The organism is Serratia proteamaculans, from assembly GCF_004684015.1.
Taxonomy (GTDB): domain Bacteria; phylum Pseudomonadota; class Gammaproteobacteria; order Enterobacterales; family Enterobacteriaceae; genus Serratia; species Serratia proteamaculans_F.
Genome location: NZ_SRIA01000016.1, coordinates 362,980 through 387,723 on the forward strand (window position 1 = coordinate 362,980; position 24,744 = coordinate 387,723).

Genomic DNA, 24,744 nt, shown 5'->3' on the forward strand with positions numbered 1-24,744 from the left:
CAGGCGCCCGAAAACCTGCACAAAATGGCGCTAAGTAATTGTTGAGATTGAAGTCACCTGCCATCGTTCAATTCGAAAAGGAACCGCTATGCATTCTGGCTTATTGAAAACCTTAGCACTCAGCGTGGCACTTGCCACCCTTAGCCCCTCGGTGTTGGCCGCAAATCTGAATGCCGGCGCCGTAGCGGCACCGGATCAATACGGTGCCAAAGTGGCCGCTCAAATTTTGCAGGCCGGGGGTAACGCGGTCGATGCGGCCGTCGCCACCGCTTTTACCCTGGCGGTGACCTACCCGGAAGCCGGTAACATTGGCGGCGGCGGCTTTATGACGCTGTACGTCGACGGCAAGCCCTATTTCCTCGACTACCGTGAAATCGCCCCCAAAGCGGCCACCAAAACCATGTACCTGAACGATAAAGGCGAGGTAATTGAAAACCTCAGCCTGGTGGGAACCAAGGCCGCCGGTGTACCGGGCACGGTGCTGGGACTATGGGAGGCACATAAACGCTTTGGTAAATTACCCTGGGCGGAGTTGTTGACCCCGGCCATCGGTTACGCGCAGCAGGGTTTTAAGGTCGCTGACCAGCAATATCAGTACCGTGAAGACGCCAACAAGCTGTTTGCCGGAAAAACCAACTTTGGTGATTATTTTGGCAGTATGAAACCCGGCGCGGTGTTTAAACAACCGGAGCTGGCTAAAACGCTGGAGCGTATCGCCAATAAGGGCGCCGAAGACTTCTATCAGGGGGAAACGGCCAAATTACTGGTGGCCCAGATGCAGCACGATGGCGGCCTGATTACCCAGGCCGATCTCACTGACTACCGGGTGAAATGGCGTGACCCAATGCAAATCTCCTGGCGCGGCAACACCCTTTACACCGCCCCGCTGCCCAGCTCTGGTGGCATTGCGCTGGCTCAGTTGCTGGGCATCAAAGAAGACCGCGCCGCCGACTTCAAAGGCGTAGAACTCAATTCGGCACGTTATATTCATCTGCTGTCGGAAATTGAGAAACGCGTGTTTGCCGATCGCGCCGATTATCTCGGCGACCCGGACTTCGCCAAGGTCCCGGTAGCTCAACTGGTCGCGCCGGACTACCTGCAAAAACGCGCTGCGGAGATCAACCCCACCGCCATTTCACCAACCGAAAAAGTGCGTCCTGGCTTAGAACCGCACCAGACGACCCATTTCTCGATTGTTGACGCTCAGGGCAATGCGGTCAGCAACACCTATACGCTGAACTGGGACTTTGGCAGCGGCGTGGTGGTGAAAGGTGCCGGCTTCCTGCTGAATGACGAGATGGATGACTTCAGCGCCAAACCGGGCGTGGCCAACGCTTTTGGCGTGGTCGGCAGCGATGCCAATGCCATTGAACCGGGCAAACGCATGCTTTCGTCCATGAGTCCGACCATTATCACCCGTGACGGTAAGGTCAGCCTGGTGATTGGTACCCCCGGCGGATCGCGTATTTTTACCTCGATTTTCCAGGTAATCAACAACATCTATGATTATCAACTGCCATTGGACAAGGCCGTGGCTGCCCAGCGCGTTCATCACCAACTGCTGCCAAAAGACACCATCTTCTTCGACAGCTTTGCCCCACTGACCGGCAAAGTGGCGGAACAACTGAAAGCCATGGGCTATAAGCTGGAAGATCAGGGCTGGTATATGGGGGATATTCAGGTGATCCGCGTCAACGGCGATACGCCAGAGACGGCGTCTGATCCTCGTGGCCGCGGGATGGGATTGGTGGTGAAAAAGTAATTGAAAATGGCCGGTCCGGTGACAACAACCGGCCGGCCAACATGCTGTTATTGCTTACGCGTCCACCCGTCCTTTTGGTCACTCTTCACCACTTCAATGAAGGACTCAGGCAGCAGATTACGGAATAAACCGTTCTCTTCTTCGATAACGCTGACCATTTTGTCCACCATCTCCTGCGGATCGAACTGATCGAAAGGAAACTTGAGCTTGCTGTGATCAATAAAGTTCACCTTGGGGTCGTACCACACTCTGAAGCTTTCCATCATGCGATCATTGAAACCCGTCAAATAAGGCCCGGGATTGACCGTAGCCACCTTCACGCCAAAATCGGCCAGTTCCATACGCAAAGACTCGGCTATCGCTTCCAATGCATGTTTGGACGCACAGTAAGCGCCGGTAAAAGCACCGGTCAGTAAACCGGCAACGGAAGAAACGAACACGATCTTGCCGCTCTTGCGCCCCACCATTTGTTTAATAAAGCCCTGAGTCAGCGCCATGCTGGAAAACACGTTGGTCTCAAACTGGGATCGCAGCACGTCGATAGGCATTTCTGCCACCGCGCCCGCTTCGGCAATACCGGCATTATTGAACAACACGTCAATATCCCATTTCCACGCGAACTCGCGATCCCGGCGGTCTAAAATATCCAGCTTTTCAACCTGCAGCGTAACGCCGCGCTGTTTGGCGGCCTCAAGCAACTGGGTGACCTGGGGCGTGAGCTGGACACCGGCGATCACCTTATGCCCACGGGCCGCCAGCGCCAGCGAAACTTCCCGGCCAAAGCCGGATCCTGCGCCTGTCACTAATATTGTTTTATTAACCATCTGATGATTTCCTTTGTTCACATTAATTGGGTTGGCACTCACGGTCATAGCGGGTAATACCGACGACGCCGCTACCACGCCGCTGCTGATGATAAATTTCCTGCGGGTTATTTCAGGCATACAGCCTCCTTCTGCCAGAGGCAGAATGGTCTATTTTATTAATTAGCATTTGATTTAATGAATGCAGTTAAATATGGGCACTGCGTTTATTTCAAACAGCTCTCTGCAATATAAGCATCCTCATGGGATTTGGCGCCGGAAATGCCAATTGCGCCAATAAATTCATTCGCAGATGAATAGACTGGCAGTCCGCCGGCAAAAGAGGCCAGCCCCTGGTTGCTGTGTTCAATCGACCACAACTCTTGTCCTGAACCTGAGAGCCGACCCAAATCGGCACTGGGAATACGAAATAGTGCCGATGTTTTCGCTTTCCTTTGGGCTAAATCAATGGCCCCCAGCGGGGTATTATCCATGCGGGCAAAGGCGATCATATTGGCGCCGTCATCATAGACACAAATACAGACCGCCAGCCCCTGCTGCTGTGCGGTGCTGATCCCTTTGGCAATAATTTGCCGGGCATAATCCAACGAGAACGATCCTGACATGGCAAGTAACCCCGTTAATACGAAACTGGGGAAAACTATAAAGTTGCGCTAGGATGTGAACAATACCCACTCACCTGACAACAGTTGTTAGTTTATCTTATGAATAGACAAGATCCGCTTAACGGCATTCACCTGTTTTTGACCGTGGTCGAAGCCGGCAATTTTTCCAGAGCGGCTGCCATGCTCAGCGTTACGCCGGCCGCAGTCAGTTTGAGAATTGGGCAACTGGAAACCGAACTGGCGGTGAAGCTGTTTCATCGTTCGACGCGTAGCGTTAGTCTCAGTGAAGCCGGTGAGTGGTTCTATCAAAGTGTGGCGCCTTTTTATCAACATATACTTAATGCCCGCGAAGGCCTGCATCAGAGCCAGGACCTGCCTTCTGGCCATCTGCGCATTACCGCCGTACAAATGGCAAAAGAATTGCTTAAGGCACCTTTGCTGGCCGAGTTTAATCGGCGCTTTCCACAAATCACCCTGGAAATAAATTACGAAGACCATTTGATAGACATTATTCAGGAACGAATCGATGTGGGTATTCGGCTGGCAGATAAATTGCAGCCCGGTATGGTTGGCGTACAAATAACTCCAGCACTGCCTTGTGCCCTTATCGCCTCACGCGATTATATTGAAAAGCATGCGGCCCCGACGAATATTTCGGAATTGCAACAGCATCGTTGCATACGCTTTCGTTTCCCCGATCGTGGCATATTGCATAAATGGTCGCTGACCGATGGTGAGCAAGATCATGATATTGACCTGCCAGGAGTTTTTATTACCGACAATACCGAGGCTATTATCGAGGCCGCTCGAGCTGGAATTGGCATTGCTCATGTATTTTTACGTCACAGGATAAAAAAAGAGCTTGAGGCGGGAACATTGATCGAAATAATGTCGGGATATTGTCGCCCACTGCCACCGATGTGGGTTTATTACGCCAACCGTAAATACGTGCCAAAAAAAGTCAGGGTCTTTATTGATGAATTAAAACGCCACAGTCAGACGCTGTCGTGGTGAAGCATGCCCCGTCATGACGGGGCATGCTCAGGGTTATCCGCCGGCTTTATTCAGCGCAGCATTCGACAATTCGCCATAAACCACCTGCCCACGGAAACCACGCCGTACCTGCTGGAACAGCTCGCGGAATGCCGGGTAATCCTGCGGCTGGCAGAGTGCATCCTTGCCGCGAATGGCATTCATCTGCAACCGATGGTTAACCACCACCTGTCGCCCTTCCAGCTGCCATGTCACCCGGTATTCACCGGCGGTATTATTGAACTGCTGGTTCTTTGGAACCGCAATGATCGGCACGCCAGCGGGTAAATTCAGCCGGTAGGTTTCGTCATAGCGCTGTGCGGTGCAATAGAACGGCGTTTCGTTGGTCGGTGCCGACGTCGTGGAGTAAAGGGTACGGAAAGATTTCCCCCCTGGCGGCGTTGGCACCGTCATCCCGCCTACCACGCCAAAATCGACATAATCCTCGGCCTTGAAACGATAGCTGTAACCAAACTGCTTTTTGAGATCGAAAGGATCGCCGTGTAACGCAATTTCCCCACGGCCATCAATACCGGAGGAAGCCATAATGGTTTCTTCTACCCGCGCCTGGTTTTGCTGGTTGAGTTGGGAAAAATAGCCCCTCAGGTCAATCTCATCCACCTCACCCAGTTTGCGCTCCGTCTGCCCACGCATATTGCCCGCTTTATCGAAAACAAAGTCCACGCTGAGTGACGTGTTATTGCGCAGTTCGTCATTATCCGGGGTGCGCGCTAATTTCGCTTCGCGCGTGAGCAATACCGGCGCCCCGAGGTCAGCCCCCGGCAGTTGACCAAATCGGGCCCAGGGATTGGTGGAATCCAGATACAGCTTGAATTCCGGCACGTAGGTGATCGCATGGTTGAAGCGCCCCAATAGCGGCACCGTTGGCAGAGTTGGCCCTTCATCCATGCCGATCAGCACCGGCGAACTGACGATGCCCTTGGCCGCCAACAATGCCTCCAGCAGCACTACGTGATCCTTGCAGTCCCCGTAATGGTTATCAAGGATGCTCTGCGCCGAATTGGGCTCCAGCCCGCCGTTGCCCAAATACACGGCAACGTAGCGAATATTTTGTGCCACCCAGCGGTAGATCGCCGCCGTCTGCTCACGACGATCGCTGATACCGCTGGTGATTTTGTCCGCCAGGGTTTGCACTGCCGGGGTGACTTTCGCCGCCTGGCTGGCCTTTAGTTGGTAGGCTTTGGCCAACTGTGGCCATTCGCGGTAGGTGCTGGCCATGATGGTTGGGCTGAACGTCCAGCTGTTCGCCGACCAGTTCTGGGCCTTCAGCGGATCGCTGCGCTGATAATGCCAACGCCAGTGTGCCTGGCCATCGCGCACCTGCGGTGCATTGCCACCTTCCACGCCACGGGTAAACACATGCATTGGCAAATCTGCCGGCGCCTGCAGGTTAACTTCCGCGTCATCAAATTGATCGAATACGCTGAAGGTTTCCCACAGGCCGAAGTAGTCCGGGAAATACGGCGTGTTTTGCGTGCGACGCAGTTCATACACCACGCGCGAACCCGGTGCCAGGTTGGAGAAGACGATGACCCGCACCTTGCGATCGGCATACAAGGGAGCCGAGGCACTGGAATAACTTTCCTGGGTATAGATACGATCCGGGGCCACATCATGCCGCTGGCCATCGGCAGTCAGTGTATAGGCGGAGACGACCTCCAGCGTTTCCATTTTCTCGCTGTAACTCAGGCGAATTTGGCTGAATTTTTCGACCGCGGCTTTGGTTTTGAGCAGGACTTCGTAGCTCTCGGTCTTCACGTTGCTGGCGTTGGCCCGCACTTGATAATCGGCGCGGTAACGCACAAAGCTAAAGTCATTACGGGCAGCGTTTTCCTGCGCGGTAGTCGTCGTGGCCTCTGCGGCCAGCAGCGTTGCCGGTTGCGCGGCAGTCAGACCGGCAAGTAACAATATTGAGGGAATAACAGTTTTCATCTTCATTCCTTGAAGGTTTTTAAACCATGACGATGGCCTTAATCAGGCGTGGGTCACCGTCGCAATGGGCGGGCACAGTAGTATAAATGAGAAGCGTTTTCAATAAAATGCCGGTTCGCCTGACAGGATCCGAGGTATCATTCAGGGCTGCAAGTTTCAAAATACAAAGGCCACGTTTCAAAAGGAAGGCTATCTATGGAAAATATCATTATCGAAAAAGCGAAAAAAACCGATGCCGCAGAAATTGTAAGGCTCATCTCCCTGGCAGATAAAGATGCCGTACTGGCGCTTTCCGGTAAGGATGATATTAACGATGCCCTCCATCAGTATGAAATAAATTTCAGTCGTGATGATATCTACTTCAGTTACAGAAACATCTTTGTCGCCCGCAGCCAGAGCGGGATCCTGGGCTGTATCCTCTACTTTCGCGGTGAAGATGAGTCCGGCTTTGAGTCCATCACTGAATCTCTGCCCGAGATGGAAAATGAGTCGGATCCGGATGAAATCTATATAGATTCTTTGGCGGTGTTACCGGAATGCCGGGGTAAGGGGATCGCAAAGCGGCTGATTGTTCAGGTCACTGATGAAGCCAGAAAACAGGGTTTCCAAAAGGTCGGCTTGCTGGCCGACAAGAACAAACCCTATCTGGGCAAAATGTATCAAACGCTGGGGTTCAACGTGACGGCGGAGGTTAATCTGCTCAACGACCACTACGAAAAGATGACCTTTTACACAGAACCCCCGCTTGAGTGAGCCAATGGGACTAGCCTTGTTCTATCAGCATCACCGCCGTGGTATCCGCTGCCAGGGCTTCGAAAATGTGCTCCCTATCGGCGGAGTAGCTGATGTAATCCCCTGGACTTAACTCCACCGCATGGTCCTTCGGCCCGACCAGCGCCCTGCCACTACTGATAATCACGTGCTCAATGGTGCCCGGCATATGCGGGCGCGAAATGCGTGCTTCGCCCGGTTGCACGTTCAGGCGGTAAATATCGCGCTGCGCGCCCGGCGGACAGGTTGCCAACAAGGTTGCGGCGTAATTGGCCTGCTCGGAAACGGTGGTCACCCCTTCATTGGCGCGGATCACCTGAACGTGCTGACGTGGCTGGGAGATTAACCGGCTAACCGGCACATCCAGCGCCATCGCCAACGCCCACAGCGTTTCCAGACTGGGGTTGCCGTTGCCGGTTTCCAGCTGCGAAAGCGTCGATTTTGCTATACCCGCCCGCCGGGCCAACTCGGTAACCGACAGCCCCAGCCGCTCACGTTCGCGACGAATGGCGCTGGAAAGCAGGCCAATGGGGGTGAGGTTACTGCCGGTATTATCGCTCATTGTTCACCATATCATCCGATTGTTCGACTTGACGAACGATTGCAACCTGTTCATCATAATGTTCAGTTGTTCATTTTAATGGTAACCGCCGGTGTCGGCAAGCGATGAGCGCAAACGGAGATAGGGTAAATGAAAGTGAAAACCAGCGGCGTATGGCAGATGACGCTCGCCATGATGATTTCCGGCACCGTAGGCTGGCCGGTGGTGATGCTGGGGCAACCGGCTACTACGGTGGTCTTCTGGCGTTGTGCCTTTGGCGCACTGGCAATGCTGGTTGCCTGCGCCCTGCTCGGGCTGCTGAAAAAAGACCGGTTAACCCGGCGACAGGCCGCAATAGCGGTACTGGGTGGGATCGCGCTGGTGTTGAACTGGACGCTGCTATTTGCTGCCTATTCTTACGCCTCTATCGCCGTGGCAACGGTCACTTACCACGTGCAGCCCTTTATGTTGGTCGGACTGGGAGTGTTGTTCTTTGGTGAAAAACTGACGGCGAACAAAATCGGCTGGCTGCTGTTGGCCTTTGGCGGCATGCTGCTGATCATTACCGGTAAACATAATGGCGGTGCTCCCGGTTCCCATTACTTTACCGGTGTGATGCTGGCGCTGGGCGCGGCTTTTATGTATGCAGTCGCGGCCGCGATCGTCAAACAGTTAAAAGGGGTGCCACCGCATTTGATCGTGTTGATTCAGCTTACCGTGGGCGTGGTGCTGTTGGCCCCCTTCGCCGGGCTCGGCGCCCTGCCGTCAACGGCCAATGCCTGGCTGCTGCTGGCAACCCTTGGCCTGGTACATACCGGGTTGATGTCCTCGCTGCTGTACAGCGCAATCCAGAAAATCCCGACCAGCCTGGTGGGGGCTTTGTCGTTTATCTATCCGATAGTCGCAATTATCGTCGACTGGGCGGTGTTCGGCCACCGCCTGAGCCTGATGCAACTGTTGGGCGCTGCGGCCATCTTGCTGGCGGCGGCGGGCATGAACTTTGGTTGGCGGTTGATGCGGGCGAAGAAAAAGCCCTGTCTGGCAGACGAGAGTTAACCTGCCTTAAACCGAATTTATCACCGATAAACCCAGGCACGGTTATCCCAGAAATATCAAAATCTCAGCAAATTAACGTATTCGCCCCGTTCAGAAATAGCTGTTATTTATTAAGACAGACATGGCGGAGGAACAAACGATGACGCTTTATCTGTGGAATAACCGACTGAAACAGCGCGTCCGTTTCAGCTACTGGAATGAGCTGTGCGTGACTCAGTGACTGCTCCCCGCCGTAAACGGCGAGGCTTCCCACTTCTCAGGCCACTACTGTCGATATGACAGATTTACGCTGGCCTCCGTGGGCAGAAACGACGAGTCCCGCCGCCTGCAAATCCGTTATACCCTTGCGTTGGATGTTAATGGCCGCGTTAATATCGCGGTCATGCTCAACACCACACGCCGGGCATGGCCAGATACGTTTATTCAGCGGCATTTCCGCCATTTTATAACCGCAACAATGGCAGGTTTTAGAGCTGGCAAACCATTGATCGATTTTCACCAGATGTTTGCCAGCCTGCTCCGCTTTGTATTCCAGTTTCATCACAAACCCAGACCACGACGCATCCGCAATGTGCCGCGCCAGCTTGTGATTTTTTATCATGTTTGCTGCTTTCAGTGTCTCAACAATGACCGCTTGGTTTTCGTCAACCAGTGTACGAGACAATTTATGCTGGAAGTCAGCGCGGGCATTCGCCACATGCTCGTGGCATTTCGCCACAAGTAAACGCGCTTTTGCCCGGTTTGCACTGCCTCTTATTTTCCGGGATAGCGACTTTTGTTTGCGCCGCAGATTACGGCTGGCGCGTACCAGGGGACGCGGGTTGGCTGTTTTTTCGCCATTAGACTGAATGAGGTAATGGGACAGCCCCAAATCACAACCGGTTACGCTGGTTATCAGTGCGGGTTTGGCTGGCGCGGCCAGCCCATCGTCACAGAGTATGGCGGCGTAATATTTTCCTGTCGTGCCACGGCTGACGGTGATGCTGGACACCTTCCCGATAATACCGCGATGAATGATGGCTTTAATCGGTGCCATTTTTGGCAACTGAATAGCATCAGTTAACACTTTGCCGTTGGGGTGATAGCTGGATTGTTTGCCATGCTTGTGCTTAAAGGTGGGGAAACGAGCACGTTGCCTGAAAAAGTGTCCAAATGCGGTATCAAGATTAATCACCGCCTGCTGTAACGCCAGTGAATCATAGTCTTTCAGCCAATGGTAACGACGGGATCTTTTTCCTACCGCCAGTAATGGTTTCAGGTCTCGCTTAACACTGACCGATACGCCGTGCCGCTGGTACCTGTGGCGGCTGATATGCAGAGCTTTGTTGTACGCAAAACGCACCGCGCCGAACTGAGCATTCAAGAATGCCTCCTGTTCGGTCGTCGGGTACAGGCGTACTTTAGTGGCTCTTTTCATCATGGACGCTCACCGATAATCAGCTTGTACTGTATGACCTTAGGAAGCCTTTGACCAGAAAATGTGCATCACTATAAGTTGACCGGTTATCTTCGCCGTTGCCATTGGGGCAGCAAATGAGTTGTCCATTCTGGACGAGTTTTTATCTCACTGCAGCGCAACAATCGAAACACTGAAAACCTATGTACCATCGCAGAAAATACCTGATTAGCTCCCCTTATATCCCCGCCCGAGGGGGCGAGAGTTTACGGGGCAAATGCTAAATCGGGGGCTTGCAATGGCCCCCGCCAATTTATCTATCTTCAGTTTCGCTGCGTATGCGGCTGACTTGCGCCTGCAGGTCAGGCCACGGCGCTTTCCCGGCGTAACTTTGCCGCAGGAAATCAAGCAACGCCGCAATCTGCCCATCGTTCAGGTTATGGCGGAATGCCGGCATATATCCCAGATTGATATTGGCCGGCCGCTGGATCCCGTCCAGCACCACCCGTATCGCATTGTCTGGCGTATCGGCAAACAGATTGGTGTTCAGCGCCAGTGAAGGCCGGATCCCGGCCATTTGCGCGCCCTTTTCCTGAGCATGGCAAGCCATGCAGGCACCGGAGAAAATACGCGCCCCTTCGGTGGTTAACGGTTCCGTTTTTAACTCGGCCCAGTCATTCAACCGTTGAGCCTCTGCGACCCTGGGTTGCTGCGGGTGATAACTGCGAAGATAGGTGGCAATGGCCTGCAGGTCCTGCTCCGGCAGGCGTGAAAGCCCCTCTTCGATTACCGGTGCCATCGGCCCTGCCGCTACGCCGTGATTGGCCGAATATCCGCTGCGCATAAAGCTGAGCAAATCCTGCCGGGTCCAATCCAGCGGTGCCGCAGAACTGCCGGTAAGCGAGGGCGCAGTCCAGCCCTCCGCCACACCGCCGGTCAAGTGCGCACTGCCGCCTTTTTCGCCAAACATCAGATTGCGCGGTGAGTGACAGGCGCTGCAATGACCGAGCCCTTCGGTAAGATAGGCTCCCCGGTTCCATTCGGCGTTTTGCTCAGGGTTGGTTTTCATCGCGCCCGGCGTCAGGAACAGCCAGTTCCAGGTCACTATGCCCTGGCGAATGTTAAACGGGAAACTCAGTGCGGTAACGGGTGGCTGGTAGCTCACCGCCGGTTGTGACATCAGGTAGGCGTATAAGGCCTGCAGATCTTCGTCACTGGTACGGGTAAAGGCGGTATAGGGGAAGGCAGGATAGAGATAGCGCCCCTGGCGATCGACCCCATGCCGCATTGCCCGTTCAAAGGCGGCATACGACCATTTGCCAATGCCGGTTTCGTTATCCGGGGTAATGTTGGTGGTGTAAATGGTGCCGAAGGGGATCTCCATCGCCAGTCCACCGGTATTGCGTTTACCGCCCGGCCGGGTATGGCAAACCGAACAGTCGCCGAGATCGGCCAGCATTTTGCCACGGGCAATCTGTTGCTGATTAAAAACGTGGGTCTCGTTTGCATCACGCGGCGCAATTTCCGGCTGCCAGCTGATAATAGCACCGGCGACCGCTACGGCGATGACGGCCAGGCTGCCCCATCCGGCGACTTTTTTTAATTTGCTCATAATGACTTATCCCTGGTTGCTGCGTTGCCGGGAGCCTGCTGTTTTAACGCTTTCAGCACCTGCTCGGGAGTAAACGGCACTTCCCTCAGACGTACCCCCAACGCATCGAATAATGCATTGGCGATGGCGGCTGCACTCGGCACCGAGGCCGATTCTCCCGCTCCCATCGGCGGCTCATCGGGGTAATCCAGCAGTTGAACATCCACCTGCGGCAATTCATCAAAACGCAGGATCGGGTAGCCGCCCCAGTCCAGCGACGTCACCGCCGAAGCGTCAAAGGTGACAAACTCTTTCAGCACCCGGCTGGCGGACTGCAGAATATTGCCATGCACCTGATGGCGCACTCCGGCCGGGTTGATGATGCGTCCGCAGTCATGGGCAACGAAGATTTTATCGAGCTTGATCTGGCCGCTGTGGCGATTGACGCTAAGGTCACACACCCAGGCCGCCCAGGCGGCGCCGAAACCGGGGAATTTGCTGTGGAAGTAACGCGCATAGGCAAAGCCACGCCCACTGACCCACGCCTGCGTATCGGGTGCCGGGTTGCGATGCGACGGACCCTCTTGCCAGTTAGCCTGTTTCTTCAGCGCATTGATCAACGCGACCGCGCGCGGGTCTTTCAGGTACTGCAGGCGGAAAGCGATCGGATCCTGCCCGGCATGCCATGCCAGTTCATCAATCCACGACTCGTGGGCGAACACGTTGGGCAGCGCCGAAACCCCTCGCATCCAGGAAGCCCGCACGATCGGCGCAGCGTCCTGACAAATCACCCGCATATTCGGATATTCATACTGCGGAATGGCGGTTCTGTCGCCCATCTGCTGTACGTCGGCCCGATTGGCTACCTTGCCGGTCAACACCAGTGACAACGTCACTGCATTATTGGAGGGATAACTGGTTTTCAACTCATAGGCCGCCACCTGCCGGTGCTGATCCAGCCCCCCGCGCACCTGCATTAACTGCCCGGTACCTTTGGGCTCCCAACCCGACTCCTGCTCACGCATCAACTGCACCCTGACCGGTTTACCGGTCGCCTGCGATAACAGCGCGGCGTCTGCCGACACGTCGTCGGCACAGTTGCGGCCATAACAGCCGGAAGCTTCCATGCGATGGATATGCACCTGCTCCGGTTGCCGGTCGAGCAAATGGGCAATGTCTTTACGCAGGTCATGAGGGTTTTGCGTGCCCGACCAGATTTCTGCATGTTCGCTGGTGACATCGGCCACCGCACAGGAAGGCCCGATGGAGGCATGCTGATGATAGGGCCAGACGTAATCGGCATTAACCTCGGTATGCAGCGAAGCCAACGCGGCATCGACGCCAGCATCGTCACGCAGTACGCGGTCGGTTTTCGGGTTAGCCACCAACGCCGCATGCAGCCCATCCCCCGAGAGATCCGGCAGCCCGGACCAGGGTCGCCATACGGTCTTCAATTGGCGCATGGCGTCGATCGCCTGCTCTTCGCGCTCGGCCACGATGCCGATGAAATCGTTAATCACCACCAGTTTTACGATGCCTGGCAGATGAGAGATAGAAGCTCTGTCCACCGACAGCAGCCCGCTGCCCAGGGGGGCGCTGCTGTCCGCCCCGGTATAAGGCGGCCGCACCACTCTGCCGTGCAGCATGCCCGGCAGGCGAAGGTCGTGCACATAGGTCAGTTGGCCGGTAACCTTGGCCGGGATATCCACCCGTGGCACTGCCTTGCCGACGTAACGGCTCTCCGCCACGCTTCTCAGCTTGACCGTTTTATCCAGCGCCACCTGTAAGTTTTGTCCGCTGGCCAGATCGCCATAACTCAGGCTGACATGGGGTTTATCCACCGCGAACACCCGGCCATTTTCTGCACGCAACTTATCCACCGGCAACGCGAAAGCGCGAGCGGCCAGCCCTAGCAGCAATTGCCGCACCTGAGCCGCCGCTTGACGCAACGGTATTGAGGTCACCTGAATGGTGGCACTGGCGATGGTGGGGCCCTGATCCGGCGTGCGCTGGGTATCCCCCAGAATGACCGTAACATGGTCAAAAGGGACGCTGATTTCATCGGCAACGATTTGCGCCAACGCCGTGCGAATGCCGGTACCTAGATCCACATGGCCGTTAAAGGCGGTAACCCGGCCGTCGGCGGTCAGGCCGATAAAGCTGTCCACGCGATCCAGTGGCAAGTTGCCCTGGGTGGCCGATGCGGCGGCAAGGGCATCAAGTGAAACCGGCAGCAAGCTGCTGACCATCACCACGCCCCCAGCCTGTAACAAACGGCGGCGGGTTATTTCCAGGTGGTTCATGCCTGCCCCCTTTCAGCCAACAGCTGTCTGGCTTTGGCGGCGGCGCGCAAGATCTCAATATGGGTGCCGCAGCGACACAGGTTATAGGCCAGTTCGCTTTTGATTTGTTGCTCGTCGGCCTGCGGGTTGCGCTCAAACAGCGCCACCAGGGTCATGATCATGCCGTTGGTGCAATAACCGCACTGCGCGGCCTGTTCATCGATAAACCCCTGCTGAACCGGATGCAGTTGCCCCGCTTCGCTGAGGCCTTCCAGCGTAGTAATGGATTTATTGAGCACCCCGCTCAGCGGGATGGAACAAGAACGGGCAGCAATGCCATCAATCAACACGGTACAGGCACCACACTCCCCCAAACCACAGCCGTATTTGGGGCCGTTTAGGCCAAGATCGTTGCGTAACACGTAGAGTAAAGGCGTCTCGGGCGAGACGTCGTCAAGGGCGACCATCCGGCCGTTTATTTTGATTTCCATGGTGAAATATATCCTTAACCAAACGGATTTCTCCGTAATATCACTGCGATGAATAATTCACAGCCTGCTAATTATAATCATTAAAAGACTTAGCAATGTTAAGGTGATGTAGCGCAAATTGCTTTACCGAAAAGTGGGTATTTATTATTAAATTCTGATAGATGTCCGTAATCGTATTCACCAATCCGAATACGAAAGTTTTACCTTTCGCTCCGGCATGTTACGGCTTGCTGTTACCGCTTTTCCCCCGTCGATCACATTCCGGGTAACACCCTTTTTTAACATCCTTCAGCGTGATATCTGTCGCAAAACCACCTGCGGAAAACCGCTTTGATAGCCATAACGCATCAACGCTATTTAAACAGGTGACACCATGACGACCGCCATATCCAATGAAGTGCTGTTAATTGCCCCAGTGATGGAAAACCTGCAGGCCCGCCTGGAAGCCAACTTTGTGGTACATCGGCTGTATGAGCAGGCTGACCCGGTCGCTTTTCTGGCCGCCAGGGGGGAGACCCTCCGCGCAGTTATCACCCGTGGGGATGTCGGGGTCGCCACCCCGGTTCTCGAACAACTGCCCCGGCTGGGCCTGATAGCGGTATTCGGCGTAGGGACCGACGCCATTGACCTGAGCTACACCCGTCAACGCGACATCGCGGTCACAATCACCTCCGGCGCATTGACCGAAGACGTGGCCGATATGGCGCTGGGTTTACTGCTGGCGACCGCCCGCCAGCTTTGCCTCAATGACCGCTTTGTCCGTGACGGGCACTGGCTGCAACAGGCGCCGGGCTTGTCGGTGCAGGTCAGCGGTAAGCGACTGGGGATTTTTGGCATGGGCAACATCGGCCGCGCCATCGCCCAACGCGCAGCCGGTTTCAACATGCGTATCCAATATGCCAGCCATCATCAGGACACCACGCTGCCCTATGTTTATTACCCGGACTTGTTGGCGCTGGCACGGGAAAGCGATTTTCTGGTGATCGCCATCTCCGGTGGCAAGGACAGCGCAGGCCTGGTGGACAAAACGGTGTTCGACGCACTGCCGACGCATGCACTACTGATCAACATTGCCCGTGGCAGCATCGTCAACGAAAAAGACCTGATCGCCGCGTTACAAAACGGTGATATTGCCGGTGCCGGGCTGGACGTTTATGCCCACGAGCCACAGGTGCCTGCCGAGCTGATCGCCATGGATAATGTCGTGCTGCAGCCGCATATCGCCAGCGCCACGCAGGAAACCCGGCAGAAAATGAGCGACATTGTGTTTACCAATGTTGAAGCCTTTTTTAACCAGGCGCCGCTGCCCCACGCCATTGAGTAATTAAGCCGTTTCTTTCGAATTTATTATCGCCGTATCACAGAACCTCTTTATTGAATTGAGAGGTTCTCCCTGCGCCTTATAAAGAGAGATCGCCATGGATAATAAAATACCCAACACCCGCTGGCTGCGGGTTATTGCCCCGATCCTGATCGCCTGCATTATTTCCTTTATGGACCGGGTCAATATCAGTTTTGCCCTGCCCGGCGGGATGGAAAGTGATTTGGGCATCACCAGCCAGATGGCCGGTTTGGCCAGCGGCATCTTCTTTATCGGCTATCTGTTTTTGCAGGTTCCCGGCGGGCGCATTGCGGTTAACGGCAGCGGCAAACGTTTTATCGCCTGGTCGCTGTGTGCCTGGGCGGTGGTTTCGGTGGCGACCGGTTTTGTCACTAACCACTATCAACTGCTGATCTTGCGCTTTGTGTTGGGTATTTCCGAAGGGGGGATGTTGCCGGTGGTGCTGACCATGATCAGCAACTGGTTCCCGGAAAAAGAACTGGGCCGCGCCAACGCCTTCGTCATGATGTTCGCCCCGCTGGGCGGCATGCTCACCGCCCCCATTTCTGGCGCCATCATTAACCAGCTTGACTGGCGCTGGCTGTTTATCCTCGAAGGTTTGCTGTCACTGGTGGTATTGGCCGTCTGGTGGCTGTTGATCAGCGATCGTCCGCAGGAGGCGCGCTGGTTACCAGCCCGCGAGCGCGAGTATCTGATAGCTGAACTGACACGCGAACGTCAGGCTCGCAGCAGAACCCAGCCGGTCAGCAATGCGCCACTGAGGGACGTGTTCCGCAACCAAGGGTTGATGAAGCTGGTACTGCTGAATTTCTTCTACCAGACCGGTGATTATGGTTACACCCTGTGGCTACCGACCATTCTGAAAAACCTGACCGGTGGCAATATGGCCTCGGTCGGTTTCCTGGCCATTTTGCCATTCGTCGCCACCCTGCTGGGGATTTACCTGATTTCGGTGCTGACCGATAAAACCGGCAAGCGTCGCCTGTGGGTGATGGTTTCCCTATTCTGCTTTGCCGCCGCGCTGTTGGCCTCGGTGGTGTTGCGCCATAACGTGGTAGCGGCCTATATCGCCTTGGTGGTTTGCGGCTTCTTCCTGAAGGCGGCAACCAGCCCGTTCTGGTCAATGCCCGGCCGTATCGCTTCGGCGGAGGTGGCCGGTGGCGCACGTGGCGTGATTAACGGCCTGGGCAATCTGGGCGGTTTCTGTGGGCCCTATCTGGTGGGAGTGATGATCTACCTGTACGGTCAAAACATCGCAGTTTGCGCGTTAGCGGTATCGCTGATCATCGCCGGCATCATCGCCTGGCGCTTGCCGAAGGAATGCGACCTGACCAGCAGTGAGCCGGCGCATGATGCACTGCTGGATAAGGCCAAACGCGCCTGAATAACAACGAAAACCACGAGCGGGCAACAGCAAAATTTGCTATGTTAGCCCGCTGATTAAGGTCTGTTGTTACTCGCCGGATAGGTCTATGTTTACCCATAAAGCCATTGCCGAACTCAATTCGCTGGAGTTGATGATTTATAACTACGTCATCAAAAACAAAAACGCGGTGATGTATATGACCATCCGCGAGCTGGCCGAAGCCGCCGGCGTCTCCACCACCACCGTGCTGCGTTTTTGCAAGAAAATGGGCTGCGCGGGTTATTCCGAATTCCGTATTCGCTTTAAGTTATATCTTGAACAAAAAGAAGCACCGCCGGTAGATTTTGGTACCAGCGAAATAATCAGTTTCTTTAAGAGCATCAACAACGACGAATTTAATCAGCTGCTTGACCAGGCGGTGCAACATATTGCCGCCGCCGAGCGCATTATTTTTGTCGGTGTCAGTACCTCGGGGACATTGGGTAAATATGGCGCGCGATTCTTTTCCAACGTGGGAAAGTTCAGCACCCATATTGATGACCCTTATTATCCGATCAATAGCGACATGTATAAAAGCGCGGTGGCAATTATACTTTCGGTTTCCGGTGAGACCGAAGAGATCCTGCGCCTGGCCAGCCAGTTCAGCCTGCACCACTGCAAAATCGTCAGCATCACCAACAACGAAACCTCGTCGCTGGCACGTATGGCGGACTTCAACCTCTCCTATCACGTTCCCCCACAGCTGATCGCCGGGCAACATAATATCACCACCCAAATCCCGGTTATTTACATTATTGAAACTATCGGCAAACGCCTGAGCCATATAAACGCCGGCGAATAAAACAAGCTGTTTTTTTAATGTGACAAGTTACCCGATCGGCAATTTGTTATATCGTGACATTCTATTCCAGCTTGCTAGTATCTTCTCATTACCTTTAATAAGCGAATGAGAAACCAACGATGAAACAGCAACAGTTACCGAAAGATTTTCTGTGGGGTGGCGCAGTCGCCGCGCACCAGGTTGAAGGTGGTTGGGATCAGGGCGGTAAAGGCCCAAGCATTGCTGACGTACTGTCTGGCGGCGCGCACGGTGTGGATCGCGTCATGACCGATGGCGTACTGGAGGGTTATCGTTATCCTAACCATGAGGCCGTGGATTTCTATGGTCGCTACAAGCAGGATATCGCGCTGTTCGCCGAGATGGGCTTCAAATGCTTCCGTACTTCTATTGCCTGGACGCGCATTTTCCCTAAGGGTGATGAACTGGAACCAAACGAGGCCGGTCTGCAATTCTATGACGATCTGTTCGATGAACTGCTGAAATACAATATTCAGCCAGTGATCACCCTGTCCCACTTTGAAATGCCTTATCACCTGGTGAAAGAGTATGGCGGCTGGAAAAACCGTCAGGTTGTCGATTTCTTTGTGCGTTTCAGTGAAGTGGTAATGCGCCGCTATCAGCACAAAGTTAAATACTGGATGACCTTTAACGAAATCAACAACCAGAGCAACTACCAGTACCCGCTGTTCGGTTACTGCTGCTCCGGCGTGGTCTACAGCGAAGAACAAAACCCGGAACAAACCCTGTATCAGGTACTGCACCACCAGTTCGTCGCCAGCGCCAAAGTGGTAAAACTCGGCCACCAGATTAACCCGGACTTCAAAATCGGTTGCATGCTGGCCTGCGTGCCCTTCTACCCGTTCTCCTGCAAGCCCGATGACGTGATGTACAGTGTTGAAGCCATGCACCAGCGTTATCTCTACACCGACGTTCAGGTACGCGGTTACTATCCGTCGTACCTGCTGCGTGACTGGCAGCGCAAGGGCTTGCAGATTGAAATGCAGCCACAGGACGAACAAACCCTGCGTGAAGGTTGCGCAGATTACATCGGTTTCAGCTACTACATGAGTAACGCCCTGCAGGCGGATGCGGTGAGCAGCAGCGACCCGATGTTCGGTTTCCCCGGCAATGTGCCTAACCCGCATGTTAAAGCCTCCGACTGGGGCTGGCAGATTGACCCGGTTGGCCTGCGTTATTCGTTGAACGTGCTGTACGAGCGCTACCAGAAGCCGCTGTTTATCGTTGAGAACGGCTTTGGTGCCTTCGACAAGGTCGAGGCCGACGGTCAAATCAACGATGACTACCGCATCGATTATCTGCGCGCGCATATCGAACAGATGAAAAAAGCGGTGATCGAAGACGGCGTGGATCTGATCGGTTACACCCCGTGGGGCTGCATCGACTGCGTTTCCTTCACCACCGGTGAATACGGCAAGCGCTACGGTTTTATCTACGTCGACAAACACGACGACGGCACCGGCACGCTGGAACGTTCACGCAAGAAAAGCTTCGACTGGTACCGCACCGTGATCGCCAGCAACGGCGAACAGCTTTAATCATCTGCCCAATAATCCATTATGAGCCACATTCCTGTGGCTCATTTTTATGGTGTTATTGTTAAAACATCTGCACGTTAAATGCCCCAAACATCTCTTTGAAATCTATTCCAACCAATGCTTATGATATCCGCCAATGAAAAACTACTGGCTCCACCAGATGGCTGCCATGGACCGAGCAAACTGGGGTTATAATTAGGGTTATAAGAACCAACGCCTTGAGTTACCCCTGGTGCAGTTTGGTATCCATTTGAAATACCATCATAAAGTTCACCCGCAACATAACCAGCGGCAAGTGATGCCTGGCCATTTTTTGTAAGGGCGAGAACTGCACCACCAGCCCCCCACTGAGCGAGATCTCTTCCACCTGCTCCACCAATAAACTTTAAATCATTAGTATTAATTTCCTTCATTTCAAACCTCCATATTGTTGGATAATCAAACGCCTTTTTTTGACACTCTCACTCGCTCAATAAAAACAACGCAAATACCAATAAAAAGAGAAAATAAACACATTATTGAAAACGCTAAAAAACCTTCAAATCCATTCATGGAATTAATGTATTTCAGGGTACATATGGATGTAATCATTATATAAGCATAATTTAATACTTCTTTAAGACTTTTAGTCATGAGTTACCTCATTTTATAATCGATTCTCTATTGACGAATGACGTCGAATTTATACAAGTGAGTTACACGTAGGATTAAAGTACTTTATTACTTTCCTATGCGCAGATGGTGAAATGATTATCATCCCTATTTTTTTGTAATATTGATTATCACAAATAAAATGTCAATAATTTAAATCTAGTATTTCACACATTAATAATATGTATGAATTCTAAAAAGGAACTGAACCAGTCTATCACTTGCTTTCCTTTGAATAGCAAGATGAACAGTGAGCAGGTATCTCAGGTTATAAAGCCATAAACGTTTGCAAACACCACCCACCTCATAACCTCAGGTTATGTAAAACACCGCTAAATTTCACTTTATCGTAACACTCTGGCTTGCGAGACTCGGGATAGGGAAAGCTATTCTCCCCTTCGTGCTGACATTAAATCAAAACAGATCAGCCCTCTGCACCCTGCCTACGCCATGAGGATTTCCGCATGAGCCAGATAGATGAACTTTACCAACGTAACTACGATCGCCATCCGCCGGTGCTGGCACCGGAATATAAAACCAGCGTGCTGCGATCACCGAAAAATGCGCTGATATCGCTGCAGAATTCACTGTCCGAGATCACCGGCCCGGTATTTGGTCAGCATGAACTCGGCCGCCTTGATAATGACCTGATCCTTAATTACGCCAAACAAGGCTTGCCGATCGGCGAGCGAATTATCGTGCACGGCTACGTCCGCGATGAAAATGGCCTGCCGATGCGCAATGCACTGGTTGAAGTATGGCAGGCCAACGCCGGGGGCCGTTATCGCCATAAGAAGGATCAGTATCTGGCACCGATAGACCCCAACTTTGGCGGCTGTGGTCGGGTATTGACCGACGACAACGGCTATTACTACTTCCGCACCATCAAGCCCGGCCCCTATCCCTGGCGCAACCGGGTCAACGACTGGCGACCGGCGCATATTCACTTTTCGCTGTCCGGCAGCGCTTTCGCCCAACGGCTGATCACCCAAATGTATTTTGAGGGCGACCCGTTGATTGCCAGCTGCCCCATAGTTCGCGCCATCAAAAATGACGATGCGGTACGCACGCTGATCGCCGGACTGGACAAAACTGCTGCAGTACAGCTGGACAGTCTGGCCTACCGTTTCGATCTGGTGTTACGCGGTCACCGCGCCACCTTGTTTGAAAACCGTCTGCAGGGGAAAGCATGATGCCGCACAACTACCTGTCGGAAACGCCGTCGCAAACCGCCGGCCCCTACGTCCATATTGGTTTGGCTCCTCTGGCCGCCGGTTTTGAGATTTTTGAAAATAACTTCGGCCAGGTGCTGACCCAGCCGGACACGCAAGGCCAGCGCATCACCCTGGAAGGCCGGGTATTCGACGGCAGCGGCAGCCTTATCCGCGACGTCCTGCTGGAAATCTGGCAGGCCAACAGCCACGGTCGCTACAACCACCCAGGCGACCAGCAACAAAACAAGCCGCTGGATGCCGCCTTCCGGGGTTGGGGGCGCAGTTGTTCCGATTTTGAAACCGGTCTCTATCGTTTTGAAACCATCAAGCCGGGCGCAGTCTGTGGCCGCGATGGCCGGATGATGGCACCGCACATTAACCTGTGGATTGTCGCACGCGGCATCAATATCGGCCTGCATACCCGGCTGTACTTTGCCGATGAAGAGGCGGCCAATCAGCAGGATCCGGTGCTGAATCTGATTGAACTGGAGGTGCGGCGTAAAACGTTGATTGCCCAGCCAGAACGCCGGGGTGATGAGTTGGTCTACCACTTTGACATTGTTATCCAGGGCGAAGGCGAAACCGTATTCTTCGATCTGTAAACCCGCCTGCCTGCGGCCGCAAAAACTGTACGCCAGTGCAAATATGCGGCCGCCATCACTTGTGACCCTTGGGGAAAACTCCCTACACTGGGGGATGAAAAAAGCCAATTTATTTATCCAACGCATGCGTTTACGCCACATCAACGGCTTTGTCGCCGTGGCACAGGAACGCTCGCTGAGCCGTGCGGCCGATAAACTGAGCCTAAGTCAGCCTGCACTGTCAAAAACGCTGAGCGAGCTGGAAGCGCTGACCGGCAACCGCCTGCTGGTGCGTAACCGCCAGGGTACCCTGCTGACCGAACAGGGTGAGCAGTTTCTTGGCTATGCCACGCGGGTGCTGGAGGCGTTGACCGCAGCCGGCAACGCGCTCGAGCGTCTCGACGATGAACCTGCGCGGGTGTTGCGTATCGGCGCACTGCCGACCACTGCATTGGGCATGTTGCCGCAGTCGATCGGACAATATCAGCAGGCGCACCCTCACTCTCGCATTCAGGTGGTCACCGGCAAAAATACCGAGTTGCTGGCACAGCTCAAGGCAGGTGAAATAGATGTGGCGATAGGTCGCATGGCCGACCCGGAAATGATGAGCGGGCTGGCTTTCGAACTGTTGCTGTTGGAGTCGCTATTAATGGTGACCCGACCGGGCCATCCACTGTTGAGTGAGACCATCACTCTGGAACGCGCGCTACATTACCCGGCCATTGTCTCGCCAAAGGGCACAGTGCCGCGCCACAACACCGAGAGTCTGCTTTCGACTCAGGGCTTCAGCCTGCCCAGCCAGTTAATTGAAACGCTGTCTGCCTCGCTGGCACGCCAGATGACACTACAGTTTGACTACCTTTGGTTTGTGCCATCCAGCGCGGTAAAGGCCGATATCGCAGGCGGTCAGTTGATCCCGCTGCCGCTGCCTACCCAGGGCATGGAAGAAGCCGTGGGCATTCTGACCCGCAACGACGGTGAGTTGAGCGAGGCGGTGCTGGCGTTTATCGCCACCGTGCGCCGCATAGCCGGTGCGGCACGCTCCGCTTAGTCAGCTTCCTTGTCCTGTTCGGCGAACACGGCCGCCGCCAGATGAAATGCCGAGTTGGCCGCCGGCAAACCACAATACAGCGCACTTTGCATCAGCACTTCTTTAATTTCTTCACGAGTTACGCCATTGTTTACCGCCGCCTTCAGGTGCATACGCAACTCGGCCTCACGGTTCAGGGCAATGAGCATCGCTATGGTAATCAAACTACGGGTATGACGTGCCAGCCCAGGCCGGGTCCAGATCTCCCCCCAGGCATAGCGACTGATAAAATCCTGGAACTCTTCGTTCAGTGGGGTGAGTTGGCTGAGACTGCGATCGACGTGACTATCCCCCAGCACCGCCCTGCGCACTTCGATGCCCTGCTGATAACGCTGTTCGTCATTCATGGTGATTTACTCCTGAAATTGCCGTCGTGGCTTGCTCCAACACCCGCTGGGTAAAGGTTCTGGCACTGCCAAGATACTGCCGGGGATCCAGCAGCTCAGCCAACCGCTGAGCAGATAAATGCGCCATGACGACAGGGTCATCCCGCAATACCTCATGTAAAGTGAGCCGCTGCGCCAGCGCCTGATGGCACTGTTTTTCGATATGCTGATGCGCTTGCTGACGGCCAATCGCTTCGCCCAGCGCCATGGTGACGGCCTCGGCCATGATCAGGCCGTGAGTTAACTTCAGGTTATATTCCATCTGTGGTGGAAACACCTGCAGCCCGTCAATCAGATCACCGGCGGTGTGCAAGGCACCCGCCGTCAACATCACCAGTTCCGGCAGGCTTTCCCATTCGGCGTGCCAACCGCCCAACCCGCGTTCGTGCTCCTGCACCATGGCGGCATACAGCCCGCCAACCAGCGCAGGTACCCGATTGGCCGCAGCCAGGATCACCGCGCAGGCTACCGGATTGCGTTTATGTGGCATCGTCGAGGAGCCGCCACGCCCAGCCGCCGTCGGTTCAGCCACCTCTGCCACTTCGGTTTGCGTCAATAGTGAGATATCGCGCGCCAGTTTGCCCAGCGTGCCGCATAACCCGGCATACCAGCCGGCAATCTCCAGCAGGCGATCGCGCTGGCTGTGCCAGGGGGTGTCGGCGGCAGTCAGTTGTAACCTGGCGGCCAATGCAGCCACCAGTTGGCTGCCTTGTTCACCCAGCGAAGCCAGGGTTCCGGCCGCCCCGCCTAATTGCAGCGCCAACACCCGGGGACGCATTTCTTCCAGCCGTTGCCGGTAGCGCAACAAGGCATCCAGCGTGCCTGCCAGCTTTAACCCCAGCGTGGTGGGCAAAGCGTGCTGCATCCAGGTGCGGCCGATCAGCACACAATCCTGATGACGCGTAATTTGTGGTACCAACGCGGCGATCAGCCGGTTCAGGTCACGGTGCGTTACCGCGATGGCTTGCCGCAGTTGCAGTATCAACCCGGTGTCGATGGCATCCTGACTGGTCGCGCCCCAATGAACGAAGCGCGCGGCTTCGGCATTATGCTGTGCCACATTATGGGTTAGCTGTTTCACCAACGGAATGGCCAGATTACCGGCCTGCGCTGCCGCCCGCGCCAGAGCAGGCTCATCGAATATATGGCTGTGGCAAGCCGCGCCAATGTACTGCGCGGCATCAACGGGGATGATGCCCAACCCGGCCTGTGCGGCGGCCAGCGCCGCCTCGAAATCCAGCATCCCCTGCAGGGTGGCGGAATCGCTAAAGCAAGGGGTCACCGCTGAAGATCGCAACAGCGGCGTCAGTAATTCCATAGTTCCTCCGGGCAAAAAGGCGATTTCCCGATGATGGCGCGACGCGGTCGGCAGCGTCAAGAACGACAACCGCGAGCTTGGCCGATTATCGAAAC

22 protein-coding genes are annotated in these 24,744 nt (G+C 54.6%); 11 read left to right on the forward strand and 11 right to left on the reverse strand.

Annotation, left to right across the window (positions count from 1 at the left end):
• Positions 1 to 88: 88 nt before the first annotated feature.
• Positions 89 to 1,762, forward strand: coding sequence for a gamma-glutamyltransferase (gene ggt / locus E5C26_RS12665; protein ID WP_135316624.1), 1,674 nt, complete (start codon positions 89 to 91; stop codon positions 1,760 to 1,762).
• A 47-nt stretch (positions 1,763 to 1,809) separates the two neighbouring features.
• Here the strand turns inward: ggt and E5C26_RS12670 are convergent, their stop codons facing one another.
• The gene (locus E5C26_RS12670; protein WP_206194269.1) at positions 1,810 to 2,706 is read right to left on the reverse strand and encodes an SDR family oxidoreductase; all 897 of its coding nucleotides are present in this window, start codon (positions 2,704 to 2,706) and stop codon (positions 1,810 to 1,812) included.
• An 86-nt stretch (positions 2,707 to 2,792) separates the two neighbouring features.
• Positions 2,793 to 3,191 carry a GlcG/HbpS family heme-binding protein gene (locus E5C26_RS12675; RefSeq protein ID WP_099063023.1) on the reverse strand — a complete coding sequence of 133 codons (399 nt, stop codon included), beginning with the start codon at positions 3,189 to 3,191 and terminating at the stop codon, positions 2,793 to 2,795.
• Positions 3,192 to 3,290: 99 nt separating this feature from the next.
• Here E5C26_RS12675 and E5C26_RS12680 point away from each other — a divergent pair, with 99 nt between their 5' ends.
• A complete protein-coding gene (locus E5C26_RS12680; RefSeq protein WP_135316625.1) occupies positions 3,291 to 4,205 on the forward strand; it encodes a LysR family transcriptional regulator in 915 nt (304 codons plus the stop codon).
• Positions 4,206 to 4,238: 33 nt separating this feature from the next.
• Here E5C26_RS12680 and E5C26_RS12685 read toward each other — a convergent pair whose 3' ends face one another.
• Entirely contained in the window at positions 4,239 to 6,176 is a 1,938-nt protein-coding gene (locus E5C26_RS12685; RefSeq protein ID WP_135316626.1) for a DUF3857 domain-containing protein, read from the reverse strand.
• 195 nt (positions 6,177 to 6,371) lie between these two features.
• On the opposite strand from E5C26_RS12685, the gene E5C26_RS12690 reads away from it, so the two are divergent.
• A complete protein-coding gene (locus E5C26_RS12690; RefSeq protein WP_135316627.1) occupies positions 6,372 to 6,929 on the forward strand; it encodes a GNAT family N-acetyltransferase in 558 nt (185 codons plus the stop codon).
• Between the two features lie 10 nt (positions 6,930 to 6,939).
• Here the strand turns inward: E5C26_RS12690 and E5C26_RS12695 are convergent, their stop codons facing one another.
• Positions 6,940 to 7,509, reverse strand: a complete 570-nt coding sequence (locus E5C26_RS12695; protein ID WP_135316628.1) for a helix-turn-helix domain-containing protein — start codon at positions 7,507 to 7,509, stop codon at positions 6,940 to 6,942.
• A 129-nt stretch (positions 7,510 to 7,638) separates the two neighbouring features.
• Here E5C26_RS12695 and E5C26_RS12700 point away from each other — a divergent pair, with 129 nt between their 5' ends.
• Positions 7,639 to 8,544, forward strand: a complete 906-nt coding sequence (locus E5C26_RS12700; protein WP_135316629.1) for a DMT family transporter — start codon at positions 7,639 to 7,641, stop codon at positions 8,542 to 8,544.
• A gap of 256 nt (positions 8,545 to 8,800) precedes the next feature.
• On the opposite strand, the gene E5C26_RS12705 is transcribed toward E5C26_RS12700, so the two are convergent.
• The 4 genes from E5C26_RS12705 to E5C26_RS12720 form a co-directional block, all read right to left on the reverse strand.
• Positions 8,801 to 9,961, reverse strand: coding sequence for an RNA-guided endonuclease TnpB family protein (locus tag E5C26_RS12705; protein ID WP_135316676.1), 1,161 nt, complete (start codon positions 9,959 to 9,961; stop codon positions 8,801 to 8,803).
• Between the two features lie 292 nt (positions 9,962 to 10,253).
• Entirely contained in the window at positions 10,254 to 11,552 is a 1,299-nt protein-coding gene (locus tag E5C26_RS12710) for a c-type cytochrome (protein ID WP_135316630.1), read from the reverse strand.
• The gene (locus tag E5C26_RS12715) at positions 11,549 to 13,834 is read right to left on the reverse strand and encodes a xanthine dehydrogenase family protein molybdopterin-binding subunit (protein WP_135316631.1); all 2,286 of its coding nucleotides are present in this window, start codon (positions 13,832 to 13,834) and stop codon (positions 11,549 to 11,551) included. Before E5C26_RS12715 ends, E5C26_RS12710 begins: the two co-directional genes overlap by 4 nt.
• A complete protein-coding gene (locus tag E5C26_RS12720; protein WP_135316632.1) occupies positions 13,831 to 14,304 on the reverse strand; it encodes a (2Fe-2S)-binding protein in 474 nt (157 codons plus the stop codon). The genes E5C26_RS12715 and E5C26_RS12720 overlap by 4 nt, the downstream gene beginning before the upstream one ends.
• Before the next feature lie 373 nt (positions 14,305 to 14,677).
• Here E5C26_RS12720 and E5C26_RS12725 point away from each other — a divergent pair, with 373 nt between their 5' ends.
• The 4 genes from E5C26_RS12725 to E5C26_RS12740 all read left to right on the forward strand — a co-directional run bounded on the left by E5C26_RS12725 (position 14,678) and on the right by E5C26_RS12740 (position 19,409).
• The gene (locus tag E5C26_RS12725) at positions 14,678 to 15,628 is read left to right on the forward strand and encodes a 2-hydroxyacid dehydrogenase (RefSeq protein ID WP_135316633.1); all 951 of its coding nucleotides are present in this window, start codon (positions 14,678 to 14,680) and stop codon (positions 15,626 to 15,628) included.
• A 94-nt stretch (positions 15,629 to 15,722) separates the two neighbouring features.
• A complete protein-coding gene (locus E5C26_RS12730; RefSeq protein WP_135316634.1) occupies positions 15,723 to 17,030 on the forward strand; it encodes an MFS transporter in 1,308 nt (435 codons plus the stop codon).
• 88 nt (positions 17,031 to 17,118) lie between these two features.
• Positions 17,119 to 17,853: a MurR/RpiR family transcriptional regulator gene (locus E5C26_RS12735; RefSeq protein WP_135316635.1), complete on the forward strand. Its 735-nt coding sequence runs from the start codon at positions 17,119 to 17,121 to the stop codon at positions 17,851 to 17,853.
• Positions 17,854 to 17,972: 119 nt separating this feature from the next.
• On the forward strand, positions 17,973 to 19,409 hold the full coding sequence (locus tag E5C26_RS12740) for a 6-phospho-beta-glucosidase (RefSeq protein WP_135316636.1): 1,437 nt from the start codon (positions 17,973 to 17,975) through the stop codon (positions 19,407 to 19,409).
• A 77-nt stretch (positions 19,410 to 19,486) separates the two neighbouring features.
• On the opposite strand, the gene E5C26_RS12745 is transcribed toward E5C26_RS12740, so the two are convergent.
• The gene (locus E5C26_RS12745) at positions 19,487 to 19,822 is read right to left on the reverse strand and encodes a hypothetical protein (RefSeq protein ID WP_135316637.1); all 336 of its coding nucleotides are present in this window, start codon (positions 19,820 to 19,822) and stop codon (positions 19,487 to 19,489) included.
• A 702-nt stretch (positions 19,823 to 20,524) separates the two neighbouring features.
• Between E5C26_RS12745 and pcaH the strand changes: the two genes are divergently transcribed.
• The 3 genes from pcaH to E5C26_RS12760 all read left to right on the forward strand — a co-directional run bounded on the left by pcaH (position 20,525) and on the right by E5C26_RS12760 (position 22,906).
• Complete coding sequence (gene pcaH, locus E5C26_RS12750; protein ID WP_135316638.1) at positions 20,525 to 21,253, forward strand: protocatechuate 3,4-dioxygenase subunit beta; 729 nt, start codon at positions 20,525 to 20,527, stop codon at positions 21,251 to 21,253.
• Positions 21,253 to 21,876, forward strand: a complete 624-nt coding sequence (gene pcaG, locus E5C26_RS12755) for a protocatechuate 3,4-dioxygenase subunit alpha (protein ID WP_135316677.1) — start codon at positions 21,253 to 21,255, stop codon at positions 21,874 to 21,876. The genes pcaH and pcaG overlap by 1 nt, the downstream gene beginning before the upstream one ends.
• A gap of 94 nt (positions 21,877 to 21,970) precedes the next feature.
• Positions 21,971 to 22,906 carry a LysR substrate-binding domain-containing protein gene (locus tag E5C26_RS12760; RefSeq protein ID WP_135316639.1) on the forward strand — a complete coding sequence of 312 codons (936 nt, stop codon included), beginning with the start codon at positions 21,971 to 21,973 and terminating at the stop codon, positions 22,904 to 22,906.
• Here the strand turns inward: E5C26_RS12760 and pcaC are convergent.
• Together pcaC and E5C26_RS12770 are read right to left on the reverse strand one after the other, a co-directional pair.
• Positions 22,903 to 23,292 (reverse strand): 4-carboxymuconolactone decarboxylase, encoded by a 390-nt coding sequence (gene pcaC, locus E5C26_RS12765; protein ID WP_135316640.1) that lies wholly within the window; start codon positions 23,290 to 23,292, stop codon positions 22,903 to 22,905. The two genes, E5C26_RS12760 and pcaC, sit on opposite strands and share 4 nt — an antisense overlap.
• Positions 23,285 to 24,649, reverse strand: coding sequence for a 3-carboxy-cis,cis-muconate cycloisomerase (locus tag E5C26_RS12770; RefSeq protein ID WP_135316641.1), 1,365 nt, complete (start codon positions 24,647 to 24,649; stop codon positions 23,285 to 23,287). The genes pcaC and E5C26_RS12770 overlap by 8 nt, the downstream gene beginning before the upstream one ends.
• Between the last annotated feature and the right edge of the window lie 95 nt (positions 24,650 to 24,744).

What these genes read in the sequence shown, in the direction of transcription:
- ggt (WP_135316624.1), top strand. Translation starts at nt 89, where the DNA reads ATGCATTCTGGCTTATTGAAAACCTTAGCACTCAGCGTGGCACTTGCC.
- E5C26_RS12670 (WP_206194269.1), bottom strand. Translation starts at nt 2,706, where the DNA reads ATGCCTGAAATAACCCGCAGGAAATTTATCATCAGCAGCGGCGTGGTA.
- E5C26_RS12675 (WP_099063023.1), bottom strand. Translation starts at nt 3,191, where the DNA reads ATGTCAGGATCGTTCTCGTTGGATTATGCCCGGCAAATTATTGCCAAA.
- E5C26_RS12680 (WP_135316625.1), top strand. Translation starts at nt 3,291, where the DNA reads ATGAATAGACAAGATCCGCTTAACGGCATTCACCTGTTTTTGACCGTG.
- E5C26_RS12685 (WP_135316626.1), bottom strand. Translation starts at nt 6,176, where the DNA reads ATGAAAACTGTTATTCCCTCAATATTGTTACTTGCCGGTCTGACTGCC.
- E5C26_RS12690 (WP_135316627.1), top strand. Translation starts at nt 6,372, where the DNA reads ATGGAAAATATCATTATCGAAAAAGCGAAAAAAACCGATGCCGCAGAA.
- E5C26_RS12695 (WP_135316628.1), bottom strand. Translation starts at nt 7,509, where the DNA reads ATGAGCGATAATACCGGCAGTAACCTCACCCCCATTGGCCTGCTTTCC.
- E5C26_RS12700 (WP_135316629.1), top strand. Translation starts at nt 7,639, where the DNA reads ATGAAAGTGAAAACCAGCGGCGTATGGCAGATGACGCTCGCCATGATG.
- E5C26_RS12705 (WP_135316676.1), bottom strand. Translation starts at nt 9,961, where the DNA reads ATGAAAAGAGCCACTAAAGTACGCCTGTACCCGACGACCGAACAGGAG.
- E5C26_RS12710 (WP_135316630.1), bottom strand. Translation starts at nt 11,552, where the DNA reads ATGAGCAAATTAAAAAAAGTCGCCGGATGGGGCAGCCTGGCCGTCATC.
- E5C26_RS12715 (WP_135316631.1), bottom strand. Translation starts at nt 13,834, where the DNA reads ATGAACCACCTGGAAATAACCCGCCGCCGTTTGTTACAGGCTGGGGGC.
- E5C26_RS12720 (WP_135316632.1), bottom strand. Translation starts at nt 14,304, where the DNA reads ATGGAAATCAAAATAAACGGCCGGATGGTCGCCCTTGACGACGTCTCG.
- E5C26_RS12725 (WP_135316633.1), top strand. Translation starts at nt 14,678, where the DNA reads ATGACGACCGCCATATCCAATGAAGTGCTGTTAATTGCCCCAGTGATG.
- E5C26_RS12730 (WP_135316634.1), top strand. Translation starts at nt 15,723, where the DNA reads ATGGATAATAAAATACCCAACACCCGCTGGCTGCGGGTTATTGCCCCG.
- E5C26_RS12735 (WP_135316635.1), top strand. Translation starts at nt 17,119, where the DNA reads ATGTTTACCCATAAAGCCATTGCCGAACTCAATTCGCTGGAGTTGATG.
- E5C26_RS12740 (WP_135316636.1), top strand. Translation starts at nt 17,973, where the DNA reads ATGAAACAGCAACAGTTACCGAAAGATTTTCTGTGGGGTGGCGCAGTC.
- E5C26_RS12745 (WP_135316637.1), bottom strand. Translation starts at nt 19,822, where the DNA reads ATGAAGGAAATTAATACTAATGATTTAAAGTTTATTGGTGGAGCAGGT.
- pcaH (WP_135316638.1), top strand. Translation starts at nt 20,525, where the DNA reads ATGAGCCAGATAGATGAACTTTACCAACGTAACTACGATCGCCATCCG.
- pcaG (WP_135316677.1), top strand. Translation starts at nt 21,253, where the DNA reads ATGCCGCACAACTACCTGTCGGAAACGCCGTCGCAAACCGCCGGCCCC.
- E5C26_RS12760 (WP_135316639.1), top strand. Translation starts at nt 21,971, where the DNA reads ATGAAAAAAGCCAATTTATTTATCCAACGCATGCGTTTACGCCACATC.
- pcaC (WP_135316640.1), bottom strand. Translation starts at nt 23,292, where the DNA reads ATGAATGACGAACAGCGTTATCAGCAGGGCATCGAAGTGCGCAGGGCG.
- E5C26_RS12770 (WP_135316641.1), bottom strand. Translation starts at nt 24,649, where the DNA reads ATGGAATTACTGACGCCGCTGTTGCGATCTTCAGCGGTGACCCCTTGC.